At 72.4% G+C, this 25,948-nt stretch carries 19 protein-coding genes; 11 read left to right on the top strand and 8 right to left on the bottom strand.

What is annotated here, in order from left to right; translation table 11 throughout:
* Positions 1–62 precede the first annotated feature (62 nt).
* The 7 genes from ACFYL6_RS00690 to ACFYL6_RS00660 all read left to right on the top strand — a co-directional run bounded on the left by ACFYL6_RS00690 (position 63) and on the right by ACFYL6_RS00660 (position 8,681).
* On the top strand, positions 63–809 hold the full coding sequence (locus ACFYL6_RS00690; RefSeq protein ID WP_387165726.1) for a metallophosphoesterase: 747 nt from the start codon (positions 63–65) through the stop codon (positions 807–809).
* A gap of 133 nt (positions 810–942) precedes the next feature.
* Entirely contained in the window at positions 943–1,233 is a 291-nt protein-coding gene (locus ACFYL6_RS00685) for a LysE family translocator (RefSeq protein ID WP_387165724.1), read from the top strand.
* Between the two features lie 93 nt (positions 1,234–1,326).
* Positions 1,327–2,493: an ROK family protein gene (locus tag ACFYL6_RS00680; protein WP_387165722.1), complete on the top strand. Its 1,167-nt coding sequence runs from the start codon at positions 1,327–1,329 to the stop codon at positions 2,491–2,493.
* Between the two features lie 71 nt (positions 2,494–2,564).
* Complete coding sequence (locus ACFYL6_RS00675) at positions 2,565–4,391, top strand: alpha-galactosidase D (RefSeq protein WP_387165720.1); 1,827 nt, start codon at positions 2,565–2,567, stop codon at positions 4,389–4,391.
* A gap of 80 nt (positions 4,392–4,471) precedes the next feature.
* The gene (locus ACFYL6_RS00670; RefSeq protein ID WP_387165718.1) at positions 4,472–6,880 is read left to right on the top strand and encodes a glycoside hydrolase N-terminal domain-containing protein; all 2,409 of its coding nucleotides are present in this window, start codon (positions 4,472–4,474) and stop codon (positions 6,878–6,880) included.
* The gene (locus ACFYL6_RS00665; protein ID WP_387165716.1) at positions 6,880–8,106 is read left to right on the top strand and encodes an SGNH/GDSL hydrolase family protein; all 1,227 of its coding nucleotides are present in this window, start codon (positions 6,880–6,882) and stop codon (positions 8,104–8,106) included. The genes ACFYL6_RS00670 and ACFYL6_RS00665 overlap by 1 nt, the downstream gene beginning before the upstream one ends.
* Before the next feature lie 92 nt (positions 8,107–8,198).
* Positions 8,199–8,681, top strand: a complete 483-nt coding sequence (locus ACFYL6_RS00660) for a DUF2231 domain-containing protein (RefSeq protein WP_387165714.1) — start codon at positions 8,199–8,201, stop codon at positions 8,679–8,681.
* A 64-nt stretch (positions 8,682–8,745) separates the two neighbouring features.
* Here ACFYL6_RS00660 and ACFYL6_RS00655 read toward each other — a convergent pair whose 3' ends face one another.
* Positions 8,746–12,087 (bottom strand): S8 family peptidase, encoded by a 3,342-nt coding sequence (locus ACFYL6_RS00655; protein ID WP_387165712.1) that lies wholly within the window; start codon positions 12,085–12,087, stop codon positions 8,746–8,748.
* A 328-nt stretch (positions 12,088–12,415) separates the two neighbouring features.
* Here ACFYL6_RS00655 and ACFYL6_RS00650 point away from each other — a divergent pair, with 328 nt between their 5' ends.
* The 4 genes from ACFYL6_RS00650 to ACFYL6_RS00635 all read left to right on the top strand — a co-directional run bounded on the left by ACFYL6_RS00650 (position 12,416) and on the right by ACFYL6_RS00635 (position 17,659).
* Positions 12,416–14,299: a Xaa-Pro dipeptidyl-peptidase gene (locus ACFYL6_RS00650; RefSeq protein ID WP_387165710.1), complete on the top strand. Its 1,884-nt coding sequence runs from the start codon at positions 12,416–12,418 to the stop codon at positions 14,297–14,299.
* Between the two features lie 887 nt (positions 14,300–15,186).
* Positions 15,187–15,846: a C39 family peptidase gene (locus ACFYL6_RS00645; RefSeq protein ID WP_387165708.1), complete on the top strand. Its 660-nt coding sequence runs from the start codon at positions 15,187–15,189 to the stop codon at positions 15,844–15,846.
* A gap of 233 nt (positions 15,847–16,079) precedes the next feature.
* Positions 16,080–16,994: a DUF1996 domain-containing protein gene (locus ACFYL6_RS00640; RefSeq protein WP_387165706.1), complete on the top strand. Its 915-nt coding sequence runs from the start codon at positions 16,080–16,082 to the stop codon at positions 16,992–16,994.
* A 71-nt stretch (positions 16,995–17,065) separates the two neighbouring features.
* Positions 17,066–17,659 carry a DUF305 domain-containing protein gene (locus tag ACFYL6_RS00635; RefSeq protein WP_387165704.1) on the top strand — a complete coding sequence of 198 codons (594 nt, stop codon included), beginning with the start codon at positions 17,066–17,068 and terminating at the stop codon, positions 17,657–17,659.
* Between the two features lie 10 nt (positions 17,660–17,669).
* Here the strand turns inward: ACFYL6_RS00635 and ACFYL6_RS00630 are convergent, their stop codons facing one another.
* From ACFYL6_RS00630 to ACFYL6_RS00600, 7 genes are all read right to left on the bottom strand, one after another.
* Complete coding sequence (locus tag ACFYL6_RS00630; protein WP_387165702.1) at positions 17,670–18,353, bottom strand: alpha/beta fold hydrolase; 684 nt, start codon at positions 18,351–18,353, stop codon at positions 17,670–17,672.
* 166 nt (positions 18,354–18,519) lie between these two features.
* A complete protein-coding gene (locus ACFYL6_RS00625) occupies positions 18,520–19,341 on the bottom strand; it encodes an HpcH/HpaI aldolase/citrate lyase family protein (protein WP_387165700.1) in 822 nt (273 codons plus the stop codon).
* Positions 19,341–20,528 carry a CaiB/BaiF CoA transferase family protein gene (locus ACFYL6_RS00620; protein WP_387165698.1) on the bottom strand — a complete coding sequence of 396 codons (1,188 nt, stop codon included), beginning with the start codon at positions 20,526–20,528 and terminating at the stop codon, positions 19,341–19,343. The genes ACFYL6_RS00625 and ACFYL6_RS00620 overlap by 1 nt, the downstream gene beginning before the upstream one ends.
* Positions 20,525–22,483, bottom strand: a complete 1,959-nt coding sequence (locus ACFYL6_RS00615; protein ID WP_387165696.1) for an SUMF1/EgtB/PvdO family nonheme iron enzyme — start codon at positions 22,481–22,483, stop codon at positions 20,525–20,527. The genes ACFYL6_RS00620 and ACFYL6_RS00615 overlap by 4 nt, the downstream gene beginning before the upstream one ends.
* Positions 22,480–23,418: a ribokinase gene (locus tag ACFYL6_RS00610; protein WP_387165693.1), complete on the bottom strand. Its 939-nt coding sequence runs from the start codon at positions 23,416–23,418 to the stop codon at positions 22,480–22,482. Before ACFYL6_RS00610 ends, ACFYL6_RS00615 begins: the two co-directional genes overlap by 4 nt.
* The gene (locus ACFYL6_RS00605) at positions 23,415–24,782 is read right to left on the bottom strand and encodes an ADP-ribosylglycohydrolase family protein (protein ID WP_387165691.1); all 1,368 of its coding nucleotides are present in this window, start codon (positions 24,780–24,782) and stop codon (positions 23,415–23,417) included. Before ACFYL6_RS00605 ends, ACFYL6_RS00610 begins: the two co-directional genes overlap by 4 nt.
* Positions 24,779–25,948, bottom strand: a complete 1,170-nt coding sequence (locus tag ACFYL6_RS00600) for an ADP-ribosylglycohydrolase family protein (protein ID WP_387165689.1) — start codon at positions 25,946–25,948, stop codon at positions 24,779–24,781. Before ACFYL6_RS00600 ends, ACFYL6_RS00605 begins: the two co-directional genes overlap by 4 nt.

The raw sequence follows: 25,948 nt of genomic DNA, 5'->3' as shown, positions 1-25,948 counted from the left end.
CAACCTGGCCGAGAGTAGCGTCCCCGCCGGCTCTGATGTTGATAGCCGTTAGGAGACACTTCGTGCTGGTCATCGCGCACCTCAGTGACACCCACCTCGACAGCCACCCCCGGTCGGCCGAGCGGACGGCCCGGGTCATGGACTACCTGCACGCCCTGCCACGACCTGTCGACGCGATCCTGATCACCGGGGACATCGCCGACCACGGCGAGGTGGCCGAGTACGAGACCGCCGCGAAGCTCTTCGAGTCCCCGCTGCCGGTCATGGTGTGTCCCGGCAACCACGATGTGCGTGACGCGTACCGCAAGGGTCTGCTCGGTGACGACCGCGGCGGCACCGGCCCGATCAACGCCCGCCGCGACGTGGCCGGAGCGGTCTTCCTCCTCGCCGACTCCTCCGTGCCCGGTGCCGACGACGGTCACCTGGACGACGAGACGATGGCCTGGCTCGCCGGCGAGCTGGGTTCGGTGCCGGCCGGGACGCCGACGTTCATCGCCCTGCACCACCCGCCGGTGGTGCTGCACCACCCGGTCATCGATCCGATGCGGCTACTGCCGGCCGACCCCCTGGCCGAACTCGTCACCGCCCACCCACAGGTCGTCGCCGTGCTGACCGGGCATTTCCACACCGCCGCCGCGAGCACCTTCGCGGGCCGTCCACTGCGGATCGCGCCGGGTGTGGTCTCCACCCTGCGGATGCCCTGGGAGGGCGAGGGGCCGTTGGCCACCCAGACCCAGCCGCCCGGCGTCGCGTTCCACGTGTACGACGACGCCGGACTGTTCACCACCCACTACCGGGTGGTGGTCTGAGCATGCACGGGGTCGCGGTGCTCGGTTTCCTGGTCTGGTCGGGCTCGGGCTCTGGATGCTCTGGTCCGCGTCGCGCCGTCGTCTGGGGGCGGCACGGCGACCGACGGTTTCCGCCCGAAGGCTGCCCTGACGGGTGAACCACCCGTACCTGCAAGGGTTGCTCGGCAACGTGCTAAACCCGAAGGCCGCCGCCATCTACCTCACGTTGGCACCGCAGTTCCTGGAACCGGGCCGACCGGTGCTGGTGCCGATGGTGCTTCTCGCCACGGCGCACGCCGCGCTGAACACCTGTTGGCTCGCCGGCTGGACCGTCGTCTCGGGTGCCGCCGCCCGGTTGCTGCGCACCGCATCGGTGCGACGAGCGCTCGATCGGCTGACCGGCGTGCTTCTGGTCGGCCTCGGCGTACGCGCGGCGGCGACCTGAGTTTGCCGTGGCCGGCGCATCGCCGACTCTAGGACGGAGCACTGAGGCAAATCAATACTTGAAGAAGTTAAATATTCGCCTTAGATTTCGTCCATGTTTCCTGGGATCGACACCGGTACGTTCGCCGGGCCACCGGCGGCGACGGCGGTCTTCACGACGGTGCTGACCGAGGGGCCGGTGAGTCGGGTCGCGCTCGCCCGCCGGCTCGGGCTCTCCTCCGCCGCCGTCACCAAGGCCGCCCGGCCGCTCATCGACCTGGGTTACCTGCACGAACTGGCCGCCACCGAGCGCTCCGGGCCGGGCGCCGGACGCCCCGCCAGCCCTCTCGCGGTACGCGCCGAACGCGAGTTCTTCCTCGGCGTGAAGATCACCGCCGACGAGGTGATCGGCGTGGTCTGCGACCTGCGCGCGCAGGTCCATGCCAGCGCCCGCCGGCCGTTGCACGACCCCGACGTCGACGCGGTCCTCACCGAGGTCGGCCGGCTCGCCGACGACCTGTTCGGCGCGTTCCCCGGTGACCGCACCCGGGTCCGCCGGCTCGGGCTGGCCCTCTCCGGTGACATCGACCGTGGTATCGGCCTGGTGCGCTACTCGCCGTTCCTGCACTGGCGGGACGTGCCGCTGGGTCGACTCGCCGCCCAGCGCACCGGTCTCACCGTCACCGTGGAGAACGACGTCAAGGCCCTCACCGCCGCCGAGCACTGGTTCGGCGAGGGGGTGGGCGCCGAGTCGTTCGCCCTGGTCACCGTGGGCACCGGCATCGGCTGTGGCCTCGTCGTCAACGGCCGCCTGGTCTCCGGGTCGTACGGTGTGGCCGGCGAGATCGGCCACCTCACCGTCGACGCCACCGGCCCGGACTGCCACTGCGGTGGTCGCGGCTGCGTCGAGTCGATCGCCGGCACCGACGCCATCGTGGCCCAAACCCGGGACCGCACCGGCCGCCCCGACCTCACCATCGACGACGCGGTGGCCCTGGCCCGCGCCGGTCACGAGCAGGTGCGGGCCGTCTTCGCCCGGGCCGGCGGCGCGATCGGTTGCGGCATCGCGGCCGTCGCGAACCTGGTCGGTCCCACCCGCATCGTCGTCTCCGGTGAGGGGCTGGCCGCGTACGACCTGTTCGACAGCCACATCCGGGCCAGCTTCGAACGGCAGGCCTTCGGCGCCGCCGCGCGGTGCCCCCTCTCCATCCGCCCGTTGCCCTTCGAGGAGTGGGCCCGCGCGGCGGCGGCCGTGAGCATCCAGTCGCTCGTCGTCCCCTGACCCGGCGTCATCCCGGCCATTGGCCGTCCATAGCGCTCGACTCGACCCACCGTGCCACCAGGAGGTTGACCATGCCGTCACCGACAACTCCGCGCGAACAGCCTCGCACCCGGGTGCCGCTCGTCGCGGCGGCGCTGGGCGTGCTCCTCGCCGCGGGCGCCGCCCCGGCCCAGGCCGCACCGACGACCGCCGCACCCCAAGCCACCCCCACGCCGGCCGCGGCGGACGTCGTGCAGCGCCCCTTCATGGGGTGGACGAGTTGGACCATGCAGTCCTCGAAGTACCCGGGCCTGAACCCCGACGGCGACTACAGCTACCTCACCGAGGCCAACGTCCTGAAGCAGGCCGACGCCCTGGCCACCAAGCTGAAGCCGTACGGCTACGAGTACGTCAACATCGACGCCGGCTGGTGGCGTAACAACGACTGGGTGCCGCGCTTCGACCAGTACGCCCGGCAGACCCCCGACCCGGTGCGGTTCCCGCGCGGGATGCAGGCCGTCGCCGAGCACATCCACGGCAAGGGGCTGAAGGCCGGCATCTACCTGCCCGTCGGGCTGGAGAAGGAGGCGTACGCCAACGGCGAAGCGGCGATCTGGAACGCCCCCGACTGCACCACCGCCGACATCGTCTACCCGGACCTGCGCACCACCAACGGCTGGGACAGCGCGTACAAGCTGAACTTCGACAACCCCTGCGCGCAGAGGTACATCGACTCGCAGGCGCAGATGTTCGCCGACTGGGGCTACGACTTCCTGAAGCTCGACGGGGTCGGCCCGGGCTCGTTCAAGTCCGGCGACAACTACGACAACGTGGCCGACGTGGCCGCCTGGCAGAAGGCCATCGCCACCGCCGGCCGCCCGATCCACCTCGAACTGTCCTGGTCGCTCGACATCAACCACGCCGCCGACTGGAAGCGGTACTCCAACGGGTGGCGCATCGACACCGACGTCGAGTGCTACTGCAACACCCTGGTCAGCTGGGAGAACTCGGTCGACGACCGCTTCGACGACGCGCCGGCCTGGAGCCGCAAGGCCGGCCCCGGCGGGTGGAACGACCTCGACTCGCTCAACGTGGGCAACGGCGAGATGGACGGCCTCACCCGGGCCGAGCGCCAGTCGTACGCGACGCTGTGGGCGATCTCGAAGTCGCCGCTGTACACCGGGGACGACATCACCCGCCTCGACGACTACGGGTTGTCGTTGCTGACCAACCGCGAGGTCATCGCCATCGACCAGAACGGGGGCGCGCCAGCCCGGCCGGTCACCCCCGCCGGCGACCAGCAGGTCTGGGGGGCGAAGAACCCGGACGGCAGCTACACCGTGGCGCTGTTCAACCTCGGCGACGCGCCCGCGTCGGTCACCGCGCACTGGGCGTCGTTCGCGTTCACCGGCAACGCCTCGGTGCGGGACGTGTGGAACCGCCGCGACCTCGGGACGCAGAAGAACGCCGTCACCGCGGCGCTGCCCGCGCACGGCTCGCGGTTGTTCACCGTACGGCCGGGGACCGCGCTCACCTCGACCAGCTACGAGGCGGAGGCTCCGGTCAACACCCTGACCGGCAACGCCTCCGTCGGCGGCTGTGACGCCTGCTCCGGCGGTCAGAAGGTCGGCAACCTCTACGTCGGCGGCGCGGTCCGGTTCAACGACGTCACCGTACGCAAGGACGGCATCTACACCGTCGCCGTCTCCTACGTCAGCGGTGACGCGCGGTCGGTGCACGTCTCCTCCAACAGCGGCAACGGCAGCTACCTGAAGTTCCCCTCCACGGGTGACTGGGGCACCGTCGAGACGGTCTCCGTCCAGCTGGCGCTGAAGGCCGGCGTCAACACCATCACCTTCGACAGCGGCACCTGGTACTCCCCCGACATCGACCGGATCGCCGTACCCCAGACCCTCTGACGTGCCCGGCGCGGCCCGGCGCGACAGCCGGGCCGCGCCGCGCGCGCATCCCCTCGAACGCCCAGGTTGGAGAACCCGACATGGAGATCCGCAGCACGCGCGACAACCACCCGAGCCGTCGCGGCTTCCTCGCGTTGGCCGCCACCGCCGGCGCGGCCACCGCACTCGGCGGCCTACCCGCCTTCGCCGCGACGCCCGCGCCCCGGCGTCCCACCGCGTCGCCGATGCTCGCCCCGAGCGTCGCGGCGAGGAACCAGCTCTGGTGGCGGGCACCCGGCTCGGCCACCTCGATGATCGAGCAGGGCCTGCCGGTGGGGAACGGCCGACTCGGGGCGCTCGCGAGCAACGACCCGTCCCGGGAGTTCCTGACGATCACCGATGCGACGCTCTGGACCGGTGGCCGCAACGACACGCTCGACGGCGGCGGCCAGTTCCCCTACGGGCGCGAGGACTTCGGCTCGCTCACCATGCTGGCCACGCTCACCGTCGACATCCCCGGGCACGACCTCGGCGCGGTGGACGCCTACCGCCGCACCCTCGACCTGGCGCAGGGGCTGGTCAGCGCCGCGTACGACATCGGTGGGGTCGGCTACCGACGGGAGGTCTTCGCCAGCCGCCCGGACGACGTCATCGTCCTGCACTTCACCTCGGAGGGCGGCGGCACGTACACCGGCACCGTCGCCCTGGCCGGCACCCACGGCGAGTCCACCACCGCCGACCCCACCGGCCGGTACGCGTCGTTCGGCGCCTCCTTCGCCAACGGGCTGCGCTACGGTGCCGCCGTCACCGCGTACAGCGGCACCGGGGCGGTGGCGGTAACCGGGACATCGATCTCCTTCACCGACTGCCGGGACCTCACCGTCATCGTCAGCGGCGGCACCTCCTACGCGCCGACCGCCGCCACCGGGTTCCGCGACGAATCGGCGCAACCGGAACGGCTGGCCCGGGACAAGGTCCTGGCCGCGGCGCGTGCCTCGGTCCGCGAACTGCTGCACACCCACGTCGCCGACGTCCGACCGGCGTTCGAGCGGTTCGCCATCGACCTCGGCACGTCGTCCGCCGCGCAACGGGAACTGGACACCTGGGAGCGGGTGCAGGCGCGCTGGCGGGACAACGTCCCCGACCCGGAGTTGGAGGCCGCGTACCTCCAGTTCGGCCGGTACCTGCTGATCTCCGGGTCGCGGGGCAGCCTGCCGATCGGTTTGCAGGGCCCGTGGCTGGACGGCAACGACCCGGACTGGATGGGCGACTACCACAGCGACGTCAACATCCAGATGACCTACTGGCCGGCCGACCGGGCCGGCCTCACCGACACCTTCGACGCGTACGCGGACTACTGCGTTTCGCAGTTGCCGGTCTGGACCGAGGTCACCCAGCGACTCTTCAACACTCCGACCAACCGGTTCCGCAACACCAGCGGCCGGGTCGCCGGTTGGGCCGTCGCCTTCTCCACCAACCCGTACGGCGGGAGCGGCTGGTGGTGGCACCCGAGCGGTAACGCATGGCTCTGCCAGAACCTGTTCGAGCACTACGAGTACACCCAGGACCGCGCCTACCTGGCGAAGATCTACCCGGTCGTCAAGGGTGCCGTGGAGTTCTGGGAGACCCGACTGGTCACCGCGACCGTCACCGACGCGTCCGGTGCCGCGCGCGAGGTGCTGGTCGCCGACCGGGACTGGTCGGCCGAGCACGGGCCGCAGGACACCCGGGGCAACACCTACTCGCAGGAGCTGGTGTGGAACCTCTTCGAGAACTACCACACCGCCGCCCGGGTGCTCGGCCGCGACGCCGACCACGCCCGGAGCGTCGACGCGCTCCGCAAGCGCCTCTACCTGCCGGAGGTCAGCCCCACCTCGGGCTGGTTGCAGGAGTGGATGTCACCGGACAACCTCGGTGAGACCACGCACCGGCACCTCTCCCCGCTGATCGGTCTCTTCCCCGGTGACCGGATCCGCCCGGACGGCTCCACCCCCGCCGCGATCGTCGCCGGTGCCACCGCCCTGCTCACCGCCCGCGGCATGAACAGCTTCGGCTGGGCCAACGCGTGGCGCAGCCTGTGCTGGGCACGGCTGAAGAACGCGGAGAAGGCGTACCAGCTCATCGTCAACAACCTGCGGCCGTCGACGAACGGCAGCAACGGCAGCGCCATGAACCTCTTCGACATCTACGAGACGAACCCCGGCCGGGGCATCTTCCAGATCGACGCGAACCTCGGCACCCCCGCCGCGATCATCGAGATGCTGCTCTACTCCCGGCCCGGTCACGTCGAGTTGCTGCCGGCGCTGCCCGCCGCCTGGGCGTCCGCCGGTTCGGTGGCCGGTGTCGGCGTACGCGGTGGTTTCACCGCCGACCTCAGCTGGCGCGACGGGCGGGTCACCCAGGCGCGGTTGACAAGCGTCGGTGGCCGCAGCACGACCGTGCTGGCCAACGGCCGCTCCCGCCAGGTCACCCTGCGCCCCGGCGAGTCGGTCACCCTGAGGAACCTCTGATGCGGGCCGGCTTCGCCAGGCGCGGGGTGGCCGCCGCCGTCGCCGCGCTGCTCTGCGTACCCCTGGTCGGGTCGACGGCGCAGGCGCGGACGCGCCAAGACCCGGCGGTCGGTGACGGCCGGCACTTCGCGGTCACCTGGGCCGCCAGTGCCGACCGGCAGGGCGCCGGGCCCGCCGAGCGCAGCTACCGGCTGGTGGTACGCACCAGCGTCGGCGGGGACGCCCTGCGGATCCGCCTCACCAACGCCTTCGGCGAGCACCCGGTGACCTTCGCCAGCGCGTACGCCGGGTTGCAGCGGCAGGGCGCCGAGCTGGTCCGGGGCAGCAACCGGCGGCTGACGTTCGGCGGGCAGCCGTCGGTCACCGTCGCGGCCGGCGAGACGATCCTCAGCGACCCGCTGCCGGGCAGGCTGGCCGCCCAGAGCAATCTCGTGGTGAGCCTCTACGTCACCGGCGCGCAGGGCCCGACCAGCGGGCACGGCATGGCCCTGCAGACGTCGTACGCGACCGCCGGTGAGCACGCCGCCGAGGAGGCGGCGACCAACTGGACCGACTCGATGACCTCCTGGTACTGGCTGGACGCGGTAAGCGTGCGGACGTCCACCGCGACCGGCTCGGTGGTGGCCCTCGGCGACTCCATCACCGACGGGTGGGCGTCCAGCACGGACGCGAACCGGCGCTGGCCCGACTACCTCTCCCGACGGCTCCAGGCCGTGCCGGACAGCCCGGTCAGGGGCGTGGCCAACGCCGGAATCTCCGGCAACAAGGTGCTCGCCGACGGCGCCGGGGAGGCTGCGCTGCGCCGGTTCGATCGTGACGTGCTCTCCCAGCCCGGGGTCGACACGGTCTTCGTGTACGAGGGCATCAACGACATCAAGGCGCACACCGGTGTGACCGTGGACGACCTGACCACGGGCTACCGGCAGCTGGCCGACCGGGCGCACGCGGCCGGCCGGTGCGTCGTCGGCGCCACGGTCATGGCGTACAAGGGCTGGCCGGAGTACGACGCCGCAGGGGAGGCCGTGCGCCAGGGCGTCAACGACTGGATCCGGCACAGTGGGGTGTTCGACGCCGTTGTCGACTTCGACCGGATCACCCGCAGCCCGTACGACCCGCAGGCGCTGCTGCCGTTCCTCGACAGCGGAGACCACATCCACCCGAACGACAAGGGCATGCAGGCGATGGCGGACGCCGTCGACCTGGCCGCCCTGCGCTGCGACAGGTGAGCGATCGACGGGGGTGACACGCCCGCGTGGTACCGATAGCGTCCCGGTGCGGACGATCAACGTCCAGGCCGATGTCACCGGAGGAGACGCCGATGTTCGAGGAGTTCATGGGCATCCCGGCCCACCCTCTGCTGCTGCACGCCGCGGTGGCGTTCGTGCCGCTGCTGGCCCTGCTGACTGTCGGTTACGCGTTCGTCCCGCCGATCCGGCCGCACACCCGGTGGGTGCTGGGGCTGCTCGCCGTGGGTGCGCCGGTCGCCGCTCTGCTGACGAAGCTCTCCGGTGACGCCTTCCTCGAGCGGATGCGCGCCGCCAACCGGGTCACGCCCGAGTTCCTCCCGAAGCTGCAGGCGCACCAGGAGTTCGGCGACATGACGCTCTACACCAGCATCGGGTTGGGAGTCGTGGCCCTGGCACTGGTCCGGCTCGTCCCGCCGCGGCCTGCCGAGGGTGCGCGCCCCCGGCTGCTGACCCCGGCGTTGCAGGTGTTGTCGTTGGTGGCCGCCGCCGTCACCGTGTACTACGTGGTCCGCACCGGCGACTCCGGGGCGAAGGCGGTGTGGGAGGGCCAGTGACGGCCAGCGACACAGAGCGGTGGTGCGACCCGACCGGAGCCGGGCCGCACCACCGTGTCGACGGTCAGCCGGCGTGGTACGCCCGGATGATGGTCTGGTCGATTCCGCTACCGCCGTTGGCGGTGGCCTTCACCCGTAGTGAGACGGGCTGCCCGGAGGTGGCCTTCGGCAGCGCGACCCGGTAGCTGTCGCCGCTGCCGGTGACCCGGGCCGACGTCCAGGTGGCACCGTCGTCGGTCGAGGTCCAGACCTGGAACGACGTCACCTTCTGCGCCTTCACACCGTGCGCCTGCCGGACGACCAGCTCGGCCGTTCCGTCGACCGGGTGGTTGTTGTGGTCCATCGGCAGGGCGTAGTCGACCGCGAGCAGCGGCAACGGCACGGTCCCGGTCCCGTCGGGGCCGGCGGACCGGAACGTCCACGAGGTGTTGACCTTAGTGGAGATCGGCAGGATCAGGCTCGTGTCGACGTCGAGGGTCACCCGGTAGTCGGCCATCGACTGCCCGACGGTGAAGTCGCCGTACGGGCCGGACCGCTCGTCGACCAGCTTGCCGTCGCGGTACAGCGACAGCTTGCGCTTCACGCCGATCGCCTCGCCCTGCAGGCAGTCGGCCCGCTGGTGCTTGTCGGTCAGCGACACCAGGTCGAGGTGCAGGTTGCCCCGGGTCCGCGACGGCGCGGTGGCGCAGCTCCACTCGGCGCCGGCCGGGTCGTCGTACCAGTCGGAGTGCAGGGGCTGACGCGCCCAGATCTTGGTCTGCCGGCTGCCGGGCTGGTAGCTGCGGGGTGCCTCGTCGGCGGCCAGTCCGCCGTAGACGCCCTGGTCGGCCCAGAGGATGTCGGGCGAGAGGTAGTCGGTCCGGTACGGCGGCAGGTTCCCCTCGTGGGTCTGGGTGACCCCCACCCCGTCGCGGGTCGTGCCGGTACGGACCAGCTGGGTGAACATCTCCGGCGAATCCGTCTGGTGGAACCGCTCGTCGATCCGGGCCAGCTTGGCCTGCTCGGCCTTGTTCACCCGGAAGGCGGGGTCGGCCGGCACGCCGCCCGCGTACTCGTGCACCAGGTTGTAGCGGTACGGGTTGGCGGTGCCGGTGGGCGAGTCCAGGTTGACGGCCGCCCAGGTGCGCCGGGAGCCGACGGTGGGCTTGGGCAGCGCGGTGGTGCGGACCGTCGTCTTGGTCCCGTACCCGCTGATCTGGTGCCACCAGGACAGGCCGTTCGGCGCGGTCTGGACGTTTGTGAAGTCGGTCCGGGTGGGCGTGGTGGGCACCCCGTCGACAGTCGCCGTCACCGGCTTGGCCCGCGCCGGGTCGAGCGTCACGGTCCGGGCGCCGCGCACGTCCAGGTCGGCCTCGGCGGCGAGCGTCGTCTCCAGCACGTCACTGTCGACGTAGTAGGCGACGGAGGAACCGAGGACCGCGTACCGGCCGGCCGGTACCCGCAGCGTGAAGGTGTCTCCGGGCGTACCGCCCGCGCCGCCGTAGTAGATCACCGGGTCGGTGAGGTTGGTGACCATCAGGTTGATCCAGCTCTCCGCGCCGTCCTTCAGGCCCGGCAGCGGCTTCGTCTGGATCGTCAGGTCGTAGCTGGGCTGCTCGACGTAGAAGCTCACCGGGGTCGTCGCGACCAGCTTGCGGCCGGAACGGGCGGTGACGGTGGCCAGGTAGAAGCCCGGTCGGGCGGCCAGCGCCGCACGGTTGACCCGCAGGGTCGCCGCGGCGGTGGTGCCGTGCGTGAGCGTCAGCCGGCTCGTCGAGAGCGACGCCGCGCCGCGCGGCACCGGCTGGCCGTCGTGGTTGACGACCGACACGTCGAGGTCGAGAACGGCCGTCGACTCACCGGTCCAGCTCAGCTTCGTCTCGCTGGTCCCGGACTGCGGGTAGGCGAAGGTGCCGAGGTTGACCACGGGCTGGTCGCTGGTCGGGCCGCCGAGGGCCCGGGCCGCGTTGAGCCGACCGGCACCGACGGCGTACGGGTCGATGCCGCTGAGCGGGTCGGCGGCGCCGACGAGGGCGGCCTTGAGTCGCTCACCGGTCCAGTCCGGGTGGCGCTGGGCGAGCAGCGCGGCGGCGCCCGCCACGTGCGGGCTCGCCATCGAGGTGCCGCTGATCGCCTCGTAGTACCTGTCGATCGGATCCTGGAGGTTGGTGCCGGCGGCCCGGGCGGCGACGATGTCGACACCGGGCGCGACCAGCTCCGGCTTGGCCACGTTGCTGGTGACCAGCGGCCCGCGGCTGGAGAAGTCGGCGAGCTTGTCGTCGCGGTCGACCGCGCCGACGGTCAGCGCGGTGGCGGCCGAGCCCGGCGAGGAGATGGCGGCGCCGCTGTTGCCGGCGGCGATGACGAAGAGCGCACCGGTGGACCTGCTCAGACCGTCGACGGCGAGCGAGAGCGGGTCGTTGCCGTCGTCCGGGTCGCTGCCGCCGAGGCTCATGTTGATGACGTCGGCCCGGGTGGCGGCCCACTCCATGCCGGCGATGATGCCGGAGTCGTCGCCGGAGCCGTGGTCGTCGAGAACCTTGCCGATCACCAGCTTGGCGTCCGGCGCCACGCCGCGACGCTGGCCGTGGGCGGCCGCGCCGGTGCCGGCGATGGTCGAGGCGACGTGCGTACCGTGGCCGTTGTGGTCGACGGCGTCACCGCCCTCGGCGGTGAAGTCGGCCCGCTCGGCGACCCGGCCGGCCAGGTCCGGGTGGGTGAAGTCGGCGCCGGTGTCGAGCACCGCGACCCGGACGCCCTTGCCGGTGTAGCCGGCCTTCCAGGCGTCCGGCGCGGCGATCTGGTCGAGGTTGCGGTCCAGGCCGGCCGGGCGCCCACCGCCGGCCAGGGCGGTGGCCCGGACCTTGCGGTCGAGCCAGACCTTCTTCGCGCCGGCGAGCAGCGAGTTGGTCGCGAGCTTCGCGGTGGCCGGGCTCTTCTTGGGTACGCGGCCAGCGACCGCACCGATGCTGGGCAGCGACAGCACGTCACCGAGCGCGGCGACCCGGGCGGACGCGGTGGCGGGCTGCACGATGAGCGGCAGCTCGGCGGAGTTGTCGTCGTCGTAGCCGTCGGCGATCAGCGTGGTGACGTCGAACAGGTCGGGGTCGAGGACCGAACCGACCTGGGACGCGACGCGGGCGGGAATGACGTGCAGGTGGCCGTCGGGGCCGCAGCTCTGGCGGATCACGGCGTTCTCGTCCGCCGGCCGCACCGTCGCCTGCGGGCAGCCCGATCCGGTGTCCCGAACGGTCACCACGTCCCCGGTCAGCAGGGTGACGGTGTGCGTCTTCCCGTCGGCCGAGGCTGCGGGTGCGCCGGTCTGACCGATGTCGCTGGGTCCGGCCGTGGCGGTGCCGCCCGGTAGGGCGGTCAACGTCGTGGCCGTAACGGCGACGGCCAACAGCCACCGCGTTTTTCTGAGCATTTCGCTCCTCGTCTAATGTGGACGAAACCGCCTCTTCGGGCGACTTCCCGCAAGATCATATGCAGGGAAAGGACCATCCGGGCACCCCTCGACAAGGGGTTTTCCGGCCCGCGCGCTGAGGGTTTCGGCGCTGTTTCGCGACCGGGCTCGGTTCGATGTCGTTTCGATTGCCGCCCGCCGGACCGGTGGCGACGGTGTGGACCACAGATGCGTCCCCGGCCGAAGGGATCGACGGGACGCCGGCCCGGACCTAGCATGACGACGAATGGATCTTCGAGATTGGCCCCTGCCGACCCCCGGCAACCAGCCCAACCGAAGGGAGACGCGCATGCGTCGACCCCGTCATCTGGCACTCCTGAGCGTCGGCGTGTCCGGCGCTCTGGTCCTCAGCGCAGCCCCACCCGCGGCTGCGGCTCCGCCCACGCCCACCACGCCCACCGGCATCGTGGTCAGCGACGGCATGACCCAACCGGTGTTCTCGCTCGCCGACGCGATCGAGGAGCGGGTGTTCGTCCAGACCCCGGTGGACACCGACCACGACGGTCGACCGGACCGGGTGGCGATCGACATCTCCCGTCCCCGGGAAACCGCCACACAGGGCTTCAAGGTGCCGGTCATCTTCGAGCACAGCCCGTACCGCAAGGGCACCTGGGGTGATGTGCCGTACCCGAGCGTGCTGGTCGACGACCTGCCGCAGAACGGCCTGACCGACCGCGACGGGCGTCGCGCACTCGACGCCGGCGCGCAGCGGGCCCAGGCGAAGGCCAACCTGCCCGGCTCGCTGGACGACTACTACGTGCCCCGCGGGTACGCCGTGGTGCTCGGCCAGAGCGTCGGCACCGGCGACTCGGACGGCTGCCCGACCAGCGGCGACCAGGCCGAGACGCTCGGCACCAAGGCGGTCATCGACTGGCTCAACGGCCGGGCCAAGGGGTACGACGCGAACGGCGCCCCGGTCACCGCCGGCTGGACCACCGGCGCGGTCGGCATGACCGGGGTCTCCTACAACGGGACGCTGCCCAACCAGGTGGCCACCACGGGCGTCAAGGGGCTCAAGACCATCGTGCCGGTCTCCGCGATCAGCAGCTGGTACGACTACTACCGGGCCAACGGTCTGGTGGTCGCACCCGGGACGTTCCAGGGCGAGGACCTCGACATCCTGGCCCAGTACACCGCCGGGCAGGCCCGCGCCGAAGGACCCTGCGCCGACGAACTCGCGCAGATCACCGCGAAGCAGGACCGGGTCACCGGCGACTACTCGACGTTCTGGCGCGACCGCGACTACCTCGACGCCAGCGACGTCAAGGCCAGCGTCTTCGTCGTGCACGGCCTCAACGACTGGAACGTCAAGACAGAGCACTTCGCCGGCTGGTGGGACCAGCTCGCCAAGCGCGACGTCCCCCGCAAGATCTGGCTGCACCAGGGCGGCCACGGCGGCCCGGGCAGCAGCGCGTCGGTGACCCTGCCCAGTGGTCAGACGTGGACGTACAAGCAGACCGAGAACCGCTGGTTCGACTTCTGGCTGTGGAACGTACGCAACGGCATCATGGACGAGCCGACCGCGGTGCTCCAGCGCGAGGACCGCGCCTACACCACATACGCCAACTGGCCCGACCCGGCCGCGCGGGAGGTCGGCCTACGCTTCGCGGCCACCGACGCCACCGCACCCGGCGCCCTCACCACCGGCAAGCCGCCGAAGGCCAAGGTCGAGCAGAGCTTCGTCGACGAGGGCCGGACCATCCACCCGGACACCCTCGTGTCCAACCCGGACACCGCGAGCGCCAACCGACTCGCCTACCGCTCCCCCGAGCTGACGCAGAGCGTGCGCATCTCCGGGCGTCCGGAGATGCGGCTGCGGATGGCGATCGACAACAAGCCGGACGCGAACCTCACCGCGTACCTGGTCGACTACGGCCCGGCCGGGTCGGCCGCCGCCCCGACCGTGGTGACGCGAGGGTGGATGGACCCGCAGAACCGCAAGAGCGCCGCACGCACCGAGCCGGTCAAGCAGGGCAAGCTGTACGACTACCGGTGGACCATGGAGCCGAAGGACTACATCTTCCCGGCGGGGCACCGGATCGGCGTGGTCGTCTTCTCCAGCGACCAGGAGTACACCCTGCTGCCGTTGGGCGGCACCGAACTGCGGGTCGCACCGAACGACAGCGAGCTGCGACTGCCGGTGGTCGGCGGACGGAGCGTCCTCGGGTTCTGATCGCATCTCCGCACTCCCGGGTGGGGCAGTCCGACGCGTTCGGGCTGCCCCACCCGCACGTCAGGACCACTCCGCCGCTGCGGCACCGCACCGCGCGTGCTGCCACAGGCGACCGCTAGCGACTCGATTTCCTTGATGTCGGGGCATCCCGGCACCCGGGAAACCCGCATGATCGTGCTCGATCCTGGATGTAGTGGCCTCGTGGCGCAGGGAGGGGCCTGTTTCCTGGATTGAGCACGATCATGCGGGGCGCGAGGTTCCGCACGGCGCTCTGCCCCCTGGCCGGGCCAGTCCGCGTCACGTTCAGCCCCGCCCCAGGCCGGTCCGGGGCGCGCGAACGGCGCAGACCGGCATGATCCACTCGGCTTTCATGAAGTCGGGGTATCCCCGGCACCCCGACACCCCGACTTCCGTGAACCCGAGTCGATCACCCGTCGTGGCCGCCGTGTCCGTTTCTCCGGCTGGCCCGGGTGGGCGGGTTGTCTGGTTTGGTGTCGGATGTCGGGTGGTCGGGGCCACCCCGGCGGCGGAATCGGCGACCGGCCGGGGTCGTTATACCTGGCAGACCACCGCGACTCTCGGGTCGTGGGGCGGGGCAGCCGCCGGGAACATCCGGCAGGCCGCCCCGGTTACATCCCCCGCACGGCCGAGGACCACAGCGGCCGACCCTTTATGGCCGAGGACCACAACGGCCAACCCCGCACGGCCCAGCAGCACAGCCGGCCGGCGGATAGGCGGAATGATCCGCCACCGGCAACCGTTACACCCTGTCCCGACGCCGACCCCCTTCGCGGGTCACCGGGCAAAACCCACCTCGAACTTTCCCCGCACGGCCACACCCCTGAGGTGGTGTGCGGGGCACCCCCGATGCAGAGGAGCACGCCATCATGCGTACCGATCTGATCCGTAAGACCGCCCTGACCGCCGCCGGCCTCGCCTTCACCGGAGGCGCCATCGCCGGCCCCGTCACCACCGCCTACGCCGCGTCCGACGCCAAGCCCACCACCCAAACCCAGACCGACCGTAAGGGTCACGGTGAGCGGGAACTGGGCGTGCGCTACGAGGCGCAGCCGAACTTCTACTACTGCGGGCCCGCCGCCACCCGAAACGCCCTGTCCGTTCAGGGCAAGAACATCAACGTCGATGACATGGCCAAGGAGATGGGCACCACCGAGGCCGGCACCAACTCCATCAACGACATCACCCCCGTCCTGAACAAGGAAACCGGCAAGACCAACGCCTACCGGTCCGTCGAGATCAGCACCCCCGACGCCGACGGCAAGCAGACCGACACCCTGCGCGCCGACATCGTCAAGACCGTCGACGACGGCCGCGCCGTGGTCGCCAACATCGCCGGCACCAGCACCGACACCGACGGCACCACCCACTCCTACGAGGGCGGGCACTACATCAGCGTCGTCGGCTACCGCGACAACGGCAACACCGTCACCATCGCCGACTCCGCCGACCCCAACCAGGCCGCCTACCAGATCAGCGTCGAGCACCTCGCCGACTGGATCGCCACCCGCGGCTACGCCACCAGCTGACACCGCACATGACCGAAGGGCCGGACCCCCACCACGGGGCCCGGCCCTTCGTCGTCATTTCCACCAACTGCGGCACGTATTGACAATTGTCGACTTCAGGATGAAGCTGGGGCGGTGAGAGCGCTCTCTCACACCGGCCCAATCGGCCACCACCAAGTCTGGCCAGGCACAACTCCGATGCCTTCGGCGGCGGCGTCGGAGCTGTCCCTGACCCGTCCCCGACAGGAGTCATGATGGACAGGGCCGCACCCCTCTCCGGCATCCCCCGCCGACTGCGCCTCGCCACGGCGATCGGCGCCCTGCTGGTGCTACTCGGCACGTACCTGGTGTCCACCACCAACCGGGCCGACGCCGCCCCCGGCCAGGCCGGCGCTGACTTCGGCGCCAACGCCATCCGGGTCGCCGAGTTCCCGGCCGACTGCACCTACAGCCACCGGCTGCCGGACGACCCGATCGTCTTCCCCGGGCTGCCCGGGGCGTCGCACATGCACAGCTTCTTCGGCAGCACGGTGACGAACGCCAAGACCACCCTCCCGGACCTGGTCAACTCGCCGACCACCTGCAACCCGCGGGTGGACGTCTCGTCGTACTGGGTGCCGACCCTGTATCGGGACAACGTCGCGGTGGAGCCGGCGATCGCCACGTTCTACTACCTGGGCGAGGGCGTACGCGCCGACGTCGTCGCGAACACCCAGCCGTTCCCGCAGGGGTTGCGGCTCGTCGCCGGCAACGCGAAGGCCACCGGGCCGAACGACAGCATCGCCCGTTGGTCCTGCCTGCACGCCGGGCAGGTGCCCCCGTCGAAGGACTTCGTCAACTGCCCGTCGGGCACGATGCTGGAGTCGTACCTGGACTTCCCGCAGTGCTGGAACGGCCGGGACCTCGACTCGCCGGACCACAAGAGCCACCTGGCGTACCCGGTGAACCAGGCCTGCCCGAGCACCCACCCGGTGCACGTGCCGAAGTTGCGCCAGGTGCTCCGGTACCCGGTCACCGGTGACCCGTCGCGGTTCCGGCTGGCCTCCGGGCCGGGCTACACGATGCACGGCGACTTCTTCAACGCCTGGCCGGTGGCGGAGTTGGCCCGCCGGGTCCAGGACTGCATCCGTCCCGTCATCAAGTGCGGTCACGACGGCCGACCGATCTGAGCCGACAGGTTCACCCCACGGAGGCGGGCCCGGTCATCCGGGCCCGCCGCCCTGGGCGGAAGGGAGGTCGGATGCGCCAGCCGACGGCGTCCACCCTGCTCGCTGCCGTGCTGCTCGTCGCCGGCTGCGGCGCCGGGCCACGGGACGCGGCCAGCACCGCCACACCGCCCGTGACCGCGCCGCCGGCGACGACCGCGCCGGCCGTCACGGGTACGACGTTCAACCCCACCGACATCGCCTGGCTGCAACTGACGGTGGCGATGACCGAACGCCTGCTGCCCGTACTCGATCTGGTGCCGGCGCGGACCACCGACCCGGCCTGGCGGCGGACGGCAGCCCAGGTGGCGACCACCCGGCGCGCCGAGCTGGACCGCGCCCACCGACTGCTGGCCGAGGCCGCCGCGCCGACGACGAATCCGCACGAGGGGCACGACATGCCGGGCATGGTCACCGCGCAGGAGATGACCGCGCTGCGGGCGGCCAGCGGGCAGCCGTTTCACCGCCTGCTCGCCGGGCACCTGCGGGCACACCTCGCGCAGTCGGTCCGGGTCGCCACCTCGGAGCAGCAGAGCGGAGTCCAGCCGGCGACCGTCGCGCTGGCGGCTGCCGTGGTCCGATCCGGCAACGCCGACCTCGCCCGACTCGATCACCTGTACCCCGGGTAGCCGCGCGCGCTCAGCCGCGAGCGGTGACGATCTCGTCGAGCAGCGCGGCCAGCTCAGCCGGACGGGACAGGAACGGTGAGTGGCTGGATCCGATCCGCCGGACGCTGGTGGCCCGGGCGGCCATCTTCTCCTGCAGCGGCACCGGGATGGCCTGGTCGTTGGTGCAGACAATGTAGGTCGATGGGATCGAGCGCCAGGCCGGCTCGTTCACCCGGTCCACGCATGCTCGCAGTCGCTGGTCGACCAGTTGGCCGATGGCAGCGTCGGCCTCGGCGTCCGACAGGTCGCCGTAGAACGCCGTCCGCGGGTCCCCGGTGATCGCGATCAACACGTCGGTCTCGACCGGGTCCGGCACGCCGTGGAAGCTGAGCATCGACTCGCCACGGTCCAGCTGGTACGCCGTCAGGTAGACGAGGTGCTCGACCTCGGAGAGTCCTGTGGCCGCCTCGCTGACCGGGATGCCGCCGTAGGAGTGGGCCACGACGACGACTGGTCCGCCGATCGCCGCGATCTCCTTGCGGACGGCGGCGGCGTCGTCCCGCATGCCGCCCCGGGCGTCCGGCCCCGAGGTGGGCAGGTCGACGGCCCGGGTCTGGTAGCCGAAGACGTCCAGTTCGACCCGGAGCCGGTCCCAGACGGCCGGCTGGTGCCAGGCGCCGTGGACGAGCAGCAGGGTGGGGCGGTTCGAGGTCATGGCCTGCGCTCTCACTGATCGGACACACTGCCGGACAGTGTGTCCGACGGAGCCAACGATAGCTGGCTCCGCCCCGCCGACCACCCGACGCAGGTGAACTCCCGGTGTCGGTGCCGTGATCCGCGCGACCACAGGGACGACGCTGCCGAAGAACGGCCGGCGGGGCTCAGGCGGCGTAGCGGGCGGCGAGGTCGACGACGCGTCGGGCGGCGGCGACCATCGCCCGGTCGGCGAACCGGCCGTCGGGCAGGACGACGGTTCCCGAGTCGCGCTGGTGCGCGTCCGCCACGGCGGCCAGCAACTCTGCGGCGCGGGCCACCTCCCGCTCGGCCGGCCGGAACGCGTCGACGATCACCGGAAGTTGGCGGGGGTGGATCGCCGCCCGGCCGAGGAAGCCGAGCCGTCGACCCGTCGCGCAGGAGGCGGCCAGCCCGGTGAGGTCGACGACGTCGGCGTACACCGACATGGCCGGCGGGGCCAGACCGGCCGCGCGGGCCGCGACCACCACCCGGCCGCGCGCCCAGAGCAGCCCGTCGTCGTCACTCACCCCCAGGTCCGAGCGCAGGTCGGCCTCACCGAGCCCGATCGAGGCCACCGCGGGGTGCGCTGCGGCGATCGGGTACGCGGCCTCCAGCCCGAGCGCCGACTCGATCAGTGGGTGCAGGGGCACGTCGACCCGCTCGGCGAGGGCCGCCAGCGTCGCGGCCGACTCGACCTTGGGCAGCCGCAGCCCGGCCAACCCGGGTCGGCCGGTCACCGCCGCCAGGTCGGCGTCGAGGTCCGGGCCGGTCAGCTCGTTGACCCGGACCTGCACGGGCACCGGGTGCGCCTCGGTGAGGAACTCGGCGACCGCGTCCCGGGCGTACGGCTTGCGCCCAGCGACCACGGCGTCCTCCAGGTCGAGGATGACCGCGTCGGCACCGGAGGCGACCGCCTTGGCGAACCGGTCCGGGCGGTCGCCGGGCACGTAGAGCCAGCTCAACAGCATCAGAGCACCCCCCGCTCGCGCAGCGCGACCAACTCCTCGGCGCTCAGTCCCAGCGCGCCGAAGACCGCGTCGGTGTCCTGGCCGTGCCGTCGGCCGGCGTGCCGGATCTCGCCCGGCGTCTCGGCGAGCCGGAACGGCACGTTCTGCATCCGTACCTCGCCCAACTCGTCGTCCGGCACGGTGCGCACGGTGCCCAGCGCCGCGTACTGCGGGTCGGCGAGGATGTCGCGCACGTCGTAGACGGGCGCGACCGCCGCCTGCGCCTTCTCGAACGCGGCCACCACCTCGTCGCGGTCCCGTTGCGCCACCCAGGCGCTCACCGCCGCGTCCAACTCGTCGGCGTGGGCGGCGCGGCCGCTGCCGGTGGCGAACCACGGCTCGTCGATCAGCTCGGGGCGGCCGACCAGCCGCAGCACCCGCTCGGCGATGCTCTGCGCGCTGGTGGAGACCGCCACCCAGCGTCCGTCGGCACACCGGTAGGTGTTGCGCGGGGCGTTGTTGTTGGACCGGTTGCCCAGCCGGGGCTGGACGTAGCCGAGTTGGTCGTACCAGGTGATCTGCGGCCCGAGCATCGCCATGATCGGCTCGATGATGGCGAGGTCGACCACCTGCCCGGCGCCGGTGATGTCGCGGGCCCGCAGGGCGAGCATCACCGCGTACGCGGCGGCGAGCGCGCTCACCGAGTCGGCCAGCCCGAACGGGGGCAGCGTGGGCGGCCCGTCCGGTTCCCCGGTGGCTGCCGCGAAACCGCTCATCGCCTCGGCGAGGGTGCCGAAGCCGGGCCGGCGGGCGTACGGGCCGACCTGCCCGAACCCGCTGATCCGGGTGATCACCAGCCGGGGGTTGACCGCGTGCAGCTCGGCCGGGCCGAGCCCCCACCGCTCCAGGGTTCCGGGTCGGAAGTTCTCCACCAGCACGTCGGCGTCGGCGAGCAGTCGGCGCAGCAACGCCGCGCCGTCCGGGTCGGAGAGGTTGAGGGTGACGGTGCGCTTGTTGCGGCCGAGCACCTTCCACCAGAGCCCGATGCCGTCGCGGGCCGGGCCGTGGCCGCGCGACGGGTCCGGCTTGGCCGGATGCTCCACCTTGATCACGTCGGCGCCGAAGTCACCGAGGAACGCCGCCGCGAGCGGCCCGGCGAAGAGGGTGGCCAGGTCGACGACAGTGACCCCGTCCAGTGGCGCGGTCACCGGGTCACCTCCGTCTCCTCCGGCAGGTCCGTCGCGCAGCGGAAACCGACCTGTTCGGAGCGGGCGAGACCGGCGCCGGTGAGCAGCAGCTTCACCGAGACGTCCGCTGGTTGCGGGCCACCGTAGAGGTACCAGTCGGAGCCCTCCGCCCGGTACTGGGCGCCGCCCTTGAGGATGACGAAGCGGGTACGTCCGTCGGAGTGCTCGCTCTCGGTCAGGTTCCACACCAGCGGTTCCCGCCGCACCAGCAGCCCCGCCTCGGCGGCGACCTGCCACTCGTCCTCGGTGGGCAGGCGCAGCCCGGCCCACACCGCGTACGCCCGGGCATCGGCCAGCTCGACCCCGGTCACCGGGGCGTCGGCCGGACCGGAGCCGGCGGTGAAGCGCTCCGGGCGCACCGGCACGTAGCCGGTGGCGCGCAGGAAGTCGGCGTACTCGCCGTGGGTGACCTCGTGCACGGCGATGGCGAACCGGCCGAGCCGCACACTGCGGCGCAGTGTGCCGGGGTGGTGCAGCCGGGGCGGCAGCGGTTTCCACTCGTCGACGTAGGGTGCCTCGCCGTACAGCCCGGTCTCCCGCACCCGGTGCCGGACGACCAGGTCGTGCCGGCCGCCCTCGACGGCGACCAGGCCCGGCGGCACCTGCGGTCGGGGCGCCCACGGCGTGCGGACGCGCACGGCGGCGCGGGCCGGGAAGGACGGGTCGCCGGTCGGCGGTTCGTGCCGGTGCGCGGCGGCGACTCCGCGCGCCACCGCCGCGATCGCGCCGGCCGGGAGCGGGCCGCCCACCGCCAGTCGGCCGTCGGCGGTCTCGGTGACGGTCAGCTCGGCACCGGTGACCAGGTCGACGAAGTGTCGGTCGGCGCTCGGGTCGGTGACCAGCCACGGGCCGTTGTGGTCCGCGCCACGGTTCACCACCGTCCACAGCGGCTCGTCGTCGTGCGTCCAGCGGGACGCGTACACCTGGCCGTCGCCGGGATGGTCGGCGAGCGGCACCCAGTCCTCGGCGCGCAACCACGCCGCGTGGCTGGTCTGCACCCGGCGCATCGCCCGCAGCACCGCGCGGTCCCGCTCGTTCCAACCCACCCAGACACCGAAGACGCTCTCCCAGACCAGCACGCCGACGCCGTTGAGCCAGGCGGAGTGCAGCTCGTCGAGGTGGTCGCGGTGCCAGCGCCGGGTGTGGTGCAGTATGTGCCGTCGTTCGAACCACTTCGCCCGCAGTACGCCGGGGACCTCGGAGTCGGCGAACCACTGCGCCCAGGACATGGCGTGGTCGGCGATGCGGGCCAGCGGCACCCGGCTCTCGCCCTCCAGGACCAGGCCGGGGCGCACCGCGTCCAGCGCGGCGCGCAGTTCCCCGGCGCCCTCCTTGAGGGTGTCCAGGAAGACCCCGTCGACGCCGAGCTTGCCGGCCAGCGTGGCGACCTCCTCGGCGTCGCTGCCCGGCTCGCGCCGGGTGCCGGTGTCCCACGGGTTGTAGTCGACGAAGACACGCACCCCACGCTGCTGGAACGCGCGCACCACCTCGGGCAGCTCCGGCACGTCCCGGTACCAGTCGAACTGGTTGCGGTCGTCGAGGCCGATCACCGGGTACGCGTGCCACAGCACCACCCCGTCGAAGCCGCCGAAGTCCCGCCCGGCCGCGTCGAGGAACGCGTCGACGGTGAAGACGCCGCGCTCGTGGTCGTAGAGCGTCTCGTCCCAGAGCCAGGCCAGGCAGACGCTGAAGCAGTCACCGGCGATCTCGTCGTAGTGCTCGCCGACGTAGCCGATCCGGTCCCGGGCGTCGACCCGCCACCGGGCGATCTGCTCCCGCCAGGCCGGCCAGTCGGCCTGGTCGGTCGGGGCGGCGAAGATCTTCGCCTCGTCCAGGGTGCTCAGGTCGGCGTGCCCGCCCAACGGCACCTCGGTCGGCCGGTCGATCGGGCGCGGGACGTACGGGTTGAAGCTCACGGTGCACCTCGGTAGGTCGCGTCGTAGAGGGCGTCGATGGCCGGCCGGTCGGGCAGGGCGGTGGACGCTCCGGGCCGCTGGGCGCAGGCCGCGCCGGCGGCGCAGGCCCAGCGCAGGCTGCCCGTGACGGTGTCTTCGCTGCTGGCGCCGCCGCGTTCGGCCCAGCCCACGGCGAGCGCGCCGGTGAACGCGTCACCGGCGGCGGTGGTGTCCACCGCGTCGATCTGCGGAGCCGGGACCGCGAGACGCAGGCCGTGTCGATCGGCGTACGCGGCCCCGCGCGCGCCGAGGGTGAGCACCACCCGGGGAACCAGCGTCAGCAGGGCGTCGAGCAGCACCGGTGGGTCGTCGGAGGCGACCTGGGCGACGACCGCCGCCTCGTGCTCGTTGACCACCAGTACGTCGACCAGGTCGAGCAGTTCGGTGGGCAGCGCGGCGGCGGGCGCGGCGTTCAGCACCACTGTGGTGCCGTCGGCCCGGGCCCACTGCGCGGCCTGGAGCACGGCGGCCAGCGGCACTTCCAGTTGCAGCAGCAGCACGTTGGCCGCCGCGATGGTCGCCCGGTCGTCCGCGTCCAGCTCGGTAAGCGTGCCGTTGGCGCCGGGCGCGACCACGATGAAGTTCTCCGCGTCCCGGTCGACGGCGATCAACGCGACGCCGGAGGGGCCGGCGACGGTCCGCAGACCACGGACGTCCACGCCGGCGTCGACGAGGCTCGCCCGCATCCGGGTACCGAACTCGTCGTCGCCGACCGCGCCCACGAAGTCGCAGGCCGCACCGGCCCGGGCGGCGGCGACGGCCTGGTTGGCGCCCTTGCCACCGGGCACGGTCCGGAAGTTCTCCCCGAGCACCGTCTCACCGGGGCGGGGCAGCCGCGACGCCGTGACCACCAGGTCCAGGTTGCTGCTGCCCACGACCGCCACACGCGCGCTCATGCGGCGCTCCCTTCCGTGCTGCTCGCCGGCTGCGCCAGGGCGAGGGTCCGCTCGGCCAGCTCGTCGAAGCCGATCCCGTCGAAGCCGGCGATGCTGCTGGCCAGCCGGTTGCGCAGCGGGGCGACCCACCGCTCCGGCAGCCCGGACGCGCCGGTGAGCGCCCCGGTCACCGCGCCGACGGTCGCGCCTGTCGAGTCGGTGTCCCAGCCGCCGCTGACCACCGCGGTGATCGACCGTTCCAGGTCCCCCCGCCCGTAGGCCAGGGCCGCGGCAACCAACGCCGCGTTGTTGCGGACGTGCACCCAGTGCAGGTGGCCGTGTCGTGCGTACAGCTCGTCGACCACGCGCTCCCAGTCGTCGGTCCCCGCGCCGAGGGCGCGTGCCTCCCAGACCGTGGCGGCGAACCGGCTACCCGCCGGAAGCACCGCCTCGGCGGCGTCCAGCACCTCGTCCACGGTGTCGGCCACCGGCGCGGCGGCGGACAGCGCCGCCGCCCAGAGCGCGCCGTGCACCCCAGCCCGGACGTGGCTGACCGTCGCGTCCCGCACCGCCAGTTCGGCGGCGCGGTCCGGTCGGCCGGGGTTGACCCAGCCGTACACGTCGGTGCGGATCTGCGCGCCGATCCACTCTCGGAACGGGTTGTGCCGGCGGGCGCTCTGCGGCGGCGGGTGCCCGAGCAGCAGGTTGCGGTAGGCCACCCGCTCGGCGGTGAAGACCCGCCCGGCGGGCAGCCAGTCCAGCCACGCCTGCGCCACGTCGGCGCTGGTGAAGCCCCGACCGTGCGTCTCCAGCACGCGCAGGGCCAGCAACGAGTAGTTCAGGTCGTCGTCCTCGGGCATGCCGTCGATGTTCTCGGCGAGGCTGGTCGGCGCGCTGCGCCGGTTCCACGGCCAGCGGGCGGCGACGTCGGCAGGGAGTCCCTTCGCGGTGAACCAGTCGCGCAGTGGCCACCGCTCGGTCGCGGTGAGGATCTCCCGGATGCCCTCCCGGGGAATCTTCTCCACCGGCTTGCCGAGCAGGCACCCGACCGCCCGGCCGAGCCAACCACCGTGCAGCCGGTCGTACGCCGCCTCGGTCGGCAGCGACCAGGTGGCCGGCCAGCCGGCGCGCAGCGTGGCCAGGTCGTCGGCCTCGGCGGCGGTGTCGACGGCGGGCACCGCGTCGGCGGCGTCCAGCAGTTCCGTCGCGAGGGCCCGCAGCTCGGGCGACGCCGGGGTCACCGACGCCCCGCTGACCGGTGGGGTCAGGTCCCCGCCGGCCGCCGTCCACCGCTCGGCGATCGCGGCGACGTCGCGCCCCTCGTCCCGGCTGGCCGCCAGCTCGTGCGGCAGCAGGTCCTCCGGCTGGACCCAGGTGATCCTCACCGGGTCTCGCCCCCAGGCTCCCGGGTGGCACCGGCGGCCAGCCCGGCGAACCGCTCCGCCCGGCGGGCGAACCGGGCCTGGTCGCGCTCGAAGACCTCGCCGGCCACCGCCGCGAGCACCCGGGCCGGTTCCACCAGGTCGGTCTTGGAGGCGGTGGCGACCACCTCGGACCACTCCGCCGGCACCGCGTCGGCGCCACCGAGCGCACCGGCGATGGCGGCGGCCATGGTGGCGGTGGAGTCGGCGTCCCGGCCGTAGTTGACCGAGCCGAGCACCGCGGCCCGGAAGTCGCCGCCGGCCACCACGAGCATGCCGAGAGCCACCGGCAGCTCCTCGATGGCGTGCAGGCGACTGGGTCGCCGGGCGCCGAGGCCGGGGCTGCGGTACTCCTCTCCCACCGTGTCGTAGGGGGCGACCGCGGCCCGCAGCGCCGGGATCGCCTGCTTCCAGTCGTGGTGGCCGCGGGCCTCCTTGACCACCGCGTCGATGGCCGCGCGGGTGCCGTCGCGGGCCAGGTCCAGCGCCGCCGCGACGACGTCCTCGACGCCCGCGCCGGGGGTCGCGGCCGCCGCGACCGAGGCCGCGAACACGGCGGCCGCCTCCCGCCCGTAGCTGTGCTGGTGCGCGCCGGCGATCTCCACCGCCTCGGCGTACGCCCCGGCCGGATCGCCCGCGTTGACGATGCCGACCGGGGCCATGTACATGGCCGCACCACAGTTGACGATGTTGCCGACCCCGGCCTCGCGCGGGTCCGCGTGGGCGTGGTGCAGTCGGGTGACCAGCCACCGTTCGGCGGCCGCGAGGCGGTGGAAGGTCACCCCGTCGCGCTCCAGGTCGGGGATGTACACCACCCGCTCGATCAGGTCGGGCACCAGCAGTTCCACCACGTCGTAGGCGTCGAGGTGGTCGCGTTTGGCCGCGTACGCGCGGACCAGGGCGTGGGTCATCAACGTGTCGTCGGTGATGTGCCCGTCGCCCTTGTGGTACGGCGCGAGCGGTCGCGCGGTGGCCCAGTCGGCGTGGTACGGGGGCACGATGCCCTCGACCCAGCCGCCGAAGCGCGTACGGATCTGCTCGGGCAGCGCCGTCTCGGTGGCGCCGCCCAGGGCGTCTCCGACCGCGGCGCCGACCAGGCAACCGACCGATGTGTCGAGCAAGAGTGACAT

The sequence above is a fragment of the Micromonospora sp. NPDC007208 genome (assembly GCF_042869175.1).
GTDB classification, from domain to species: Bacteria; Actinomycetota; Actinomycetes; order Mycobacteriales; family Micromonosporaceae; genus Micromonospora; species Micromonospora foliorum.
Note: the sequence above shows the minus strand (reverse complement) of the source record. Positions and strands in the feature narration are given on the sequence as shown.

Excerpts from the sequence above, each read along its gene's own strand:
- ACFYL6_RS00645 (WP_387165708.1), top strand. The coding sequence starts at position 15,187 with ATGCGTACCGATCTGATCCGTAAGACCGCCCTGACCGCCGCCGGCCTC.
- ACFYL6_RS00655 (WP_387165712.1), bottom strand. The coding sequence starts at position 12,087 with ATGCTCAGAAAAACGCGGTGGCTGTTGGCCGTCGCCGTTACGGCCACG.
- ACFYL6_RS00680 (WP_387165722.1), top strand. The coding sequence starts at position 1,327 with ATGTTTCCTGGGATCGACACCGGTACGTTCGCCGGGCCACCGGCGGCG.
- ACFYL6_RS00630 (WP_387165702.1), bottom strand. The coding sequence starts at position 18,353 with ATGACCTCGAACCGCCCCACCCTGCTGCTCGTCCACGGCGCCTGGCAC.
- ACFYL6_RS00635 (WP_387165704.1), top strand. The coding sequence starts at position 17,066 with ATGCGCCAGCCGACGGCGTCCACCCTGCTCGCTGCCGTGCTGCTCGTC.
- ACFYL6_RS00670 (WP_387165718.1), top strand. The coding sequence starts at position 4,472 with ATGGAGATCCGCAGCACGCGCGACAACCACCCGAGCCGTCGCGGCTTC.
- ACFYL6_RS00600 (WP_387165689.1), bottom strand. The coding sequence starts at position 25,948 with ATGTCACTCTTGCTCGACACATCGGTCGGTTGCCTGGTCGGCGCCGCG.
- ACFYL6_RS00610 (WP_387165693.1), bottom strand. The coding sequence starts at position 23,418 with ATGAGCGCGCGTGTGGCGGTCGTGGGCAGCAGCAACCTGGACCTGGTG.
- ACFYL6_RS00625 (WP_387165700.1), bottom strand. The coding sequence starts at position 19,341 with ATGCTGTTGAGCTGGCTCTACGTGCCCGGCGACCGCCCGGACCGGTTC.
- ACFYL6_RS00640 (WP_387165706.1), top strand. The coding sequence starts at position 16,080 with ATGGACAGGGCCGCACCCCTCTCCGGCATCCCCCGCCGACTGCGCCTC.
- ACFYL6_RS00650 (WP_387165710.1), top strand. The coding sequence starts at position 12,416 with ATGCGTCGACCCCGTCATCTGGCACTCCTGAGCGTCGGCGTGTCCGGC.
- ACFYL6_RS00660 (WP_387165714.1), top strand. The coding sequence starts at position 8,199 with ATGTTCGAGGAGTTCATGGGCATCCCGGCCCACCCTCTGCTGCTGCAC.
- ACFYL6_RS00675 (WP_387165720.1), top strand. The coding sequence starts at position 2,565 with ATGCCGTCACCGACAACTCCGCGCGAACAGCCTCGCACCCGGGTGCCG.
- ACFYL6_RS00665 (WP_387165716.1), top strand. The coding sequence starts at position 6,880 with ATGCGGGCCGGCTTCGCCAGGCGCGGGGTGGCCGCCGCCGTCGCCGCG.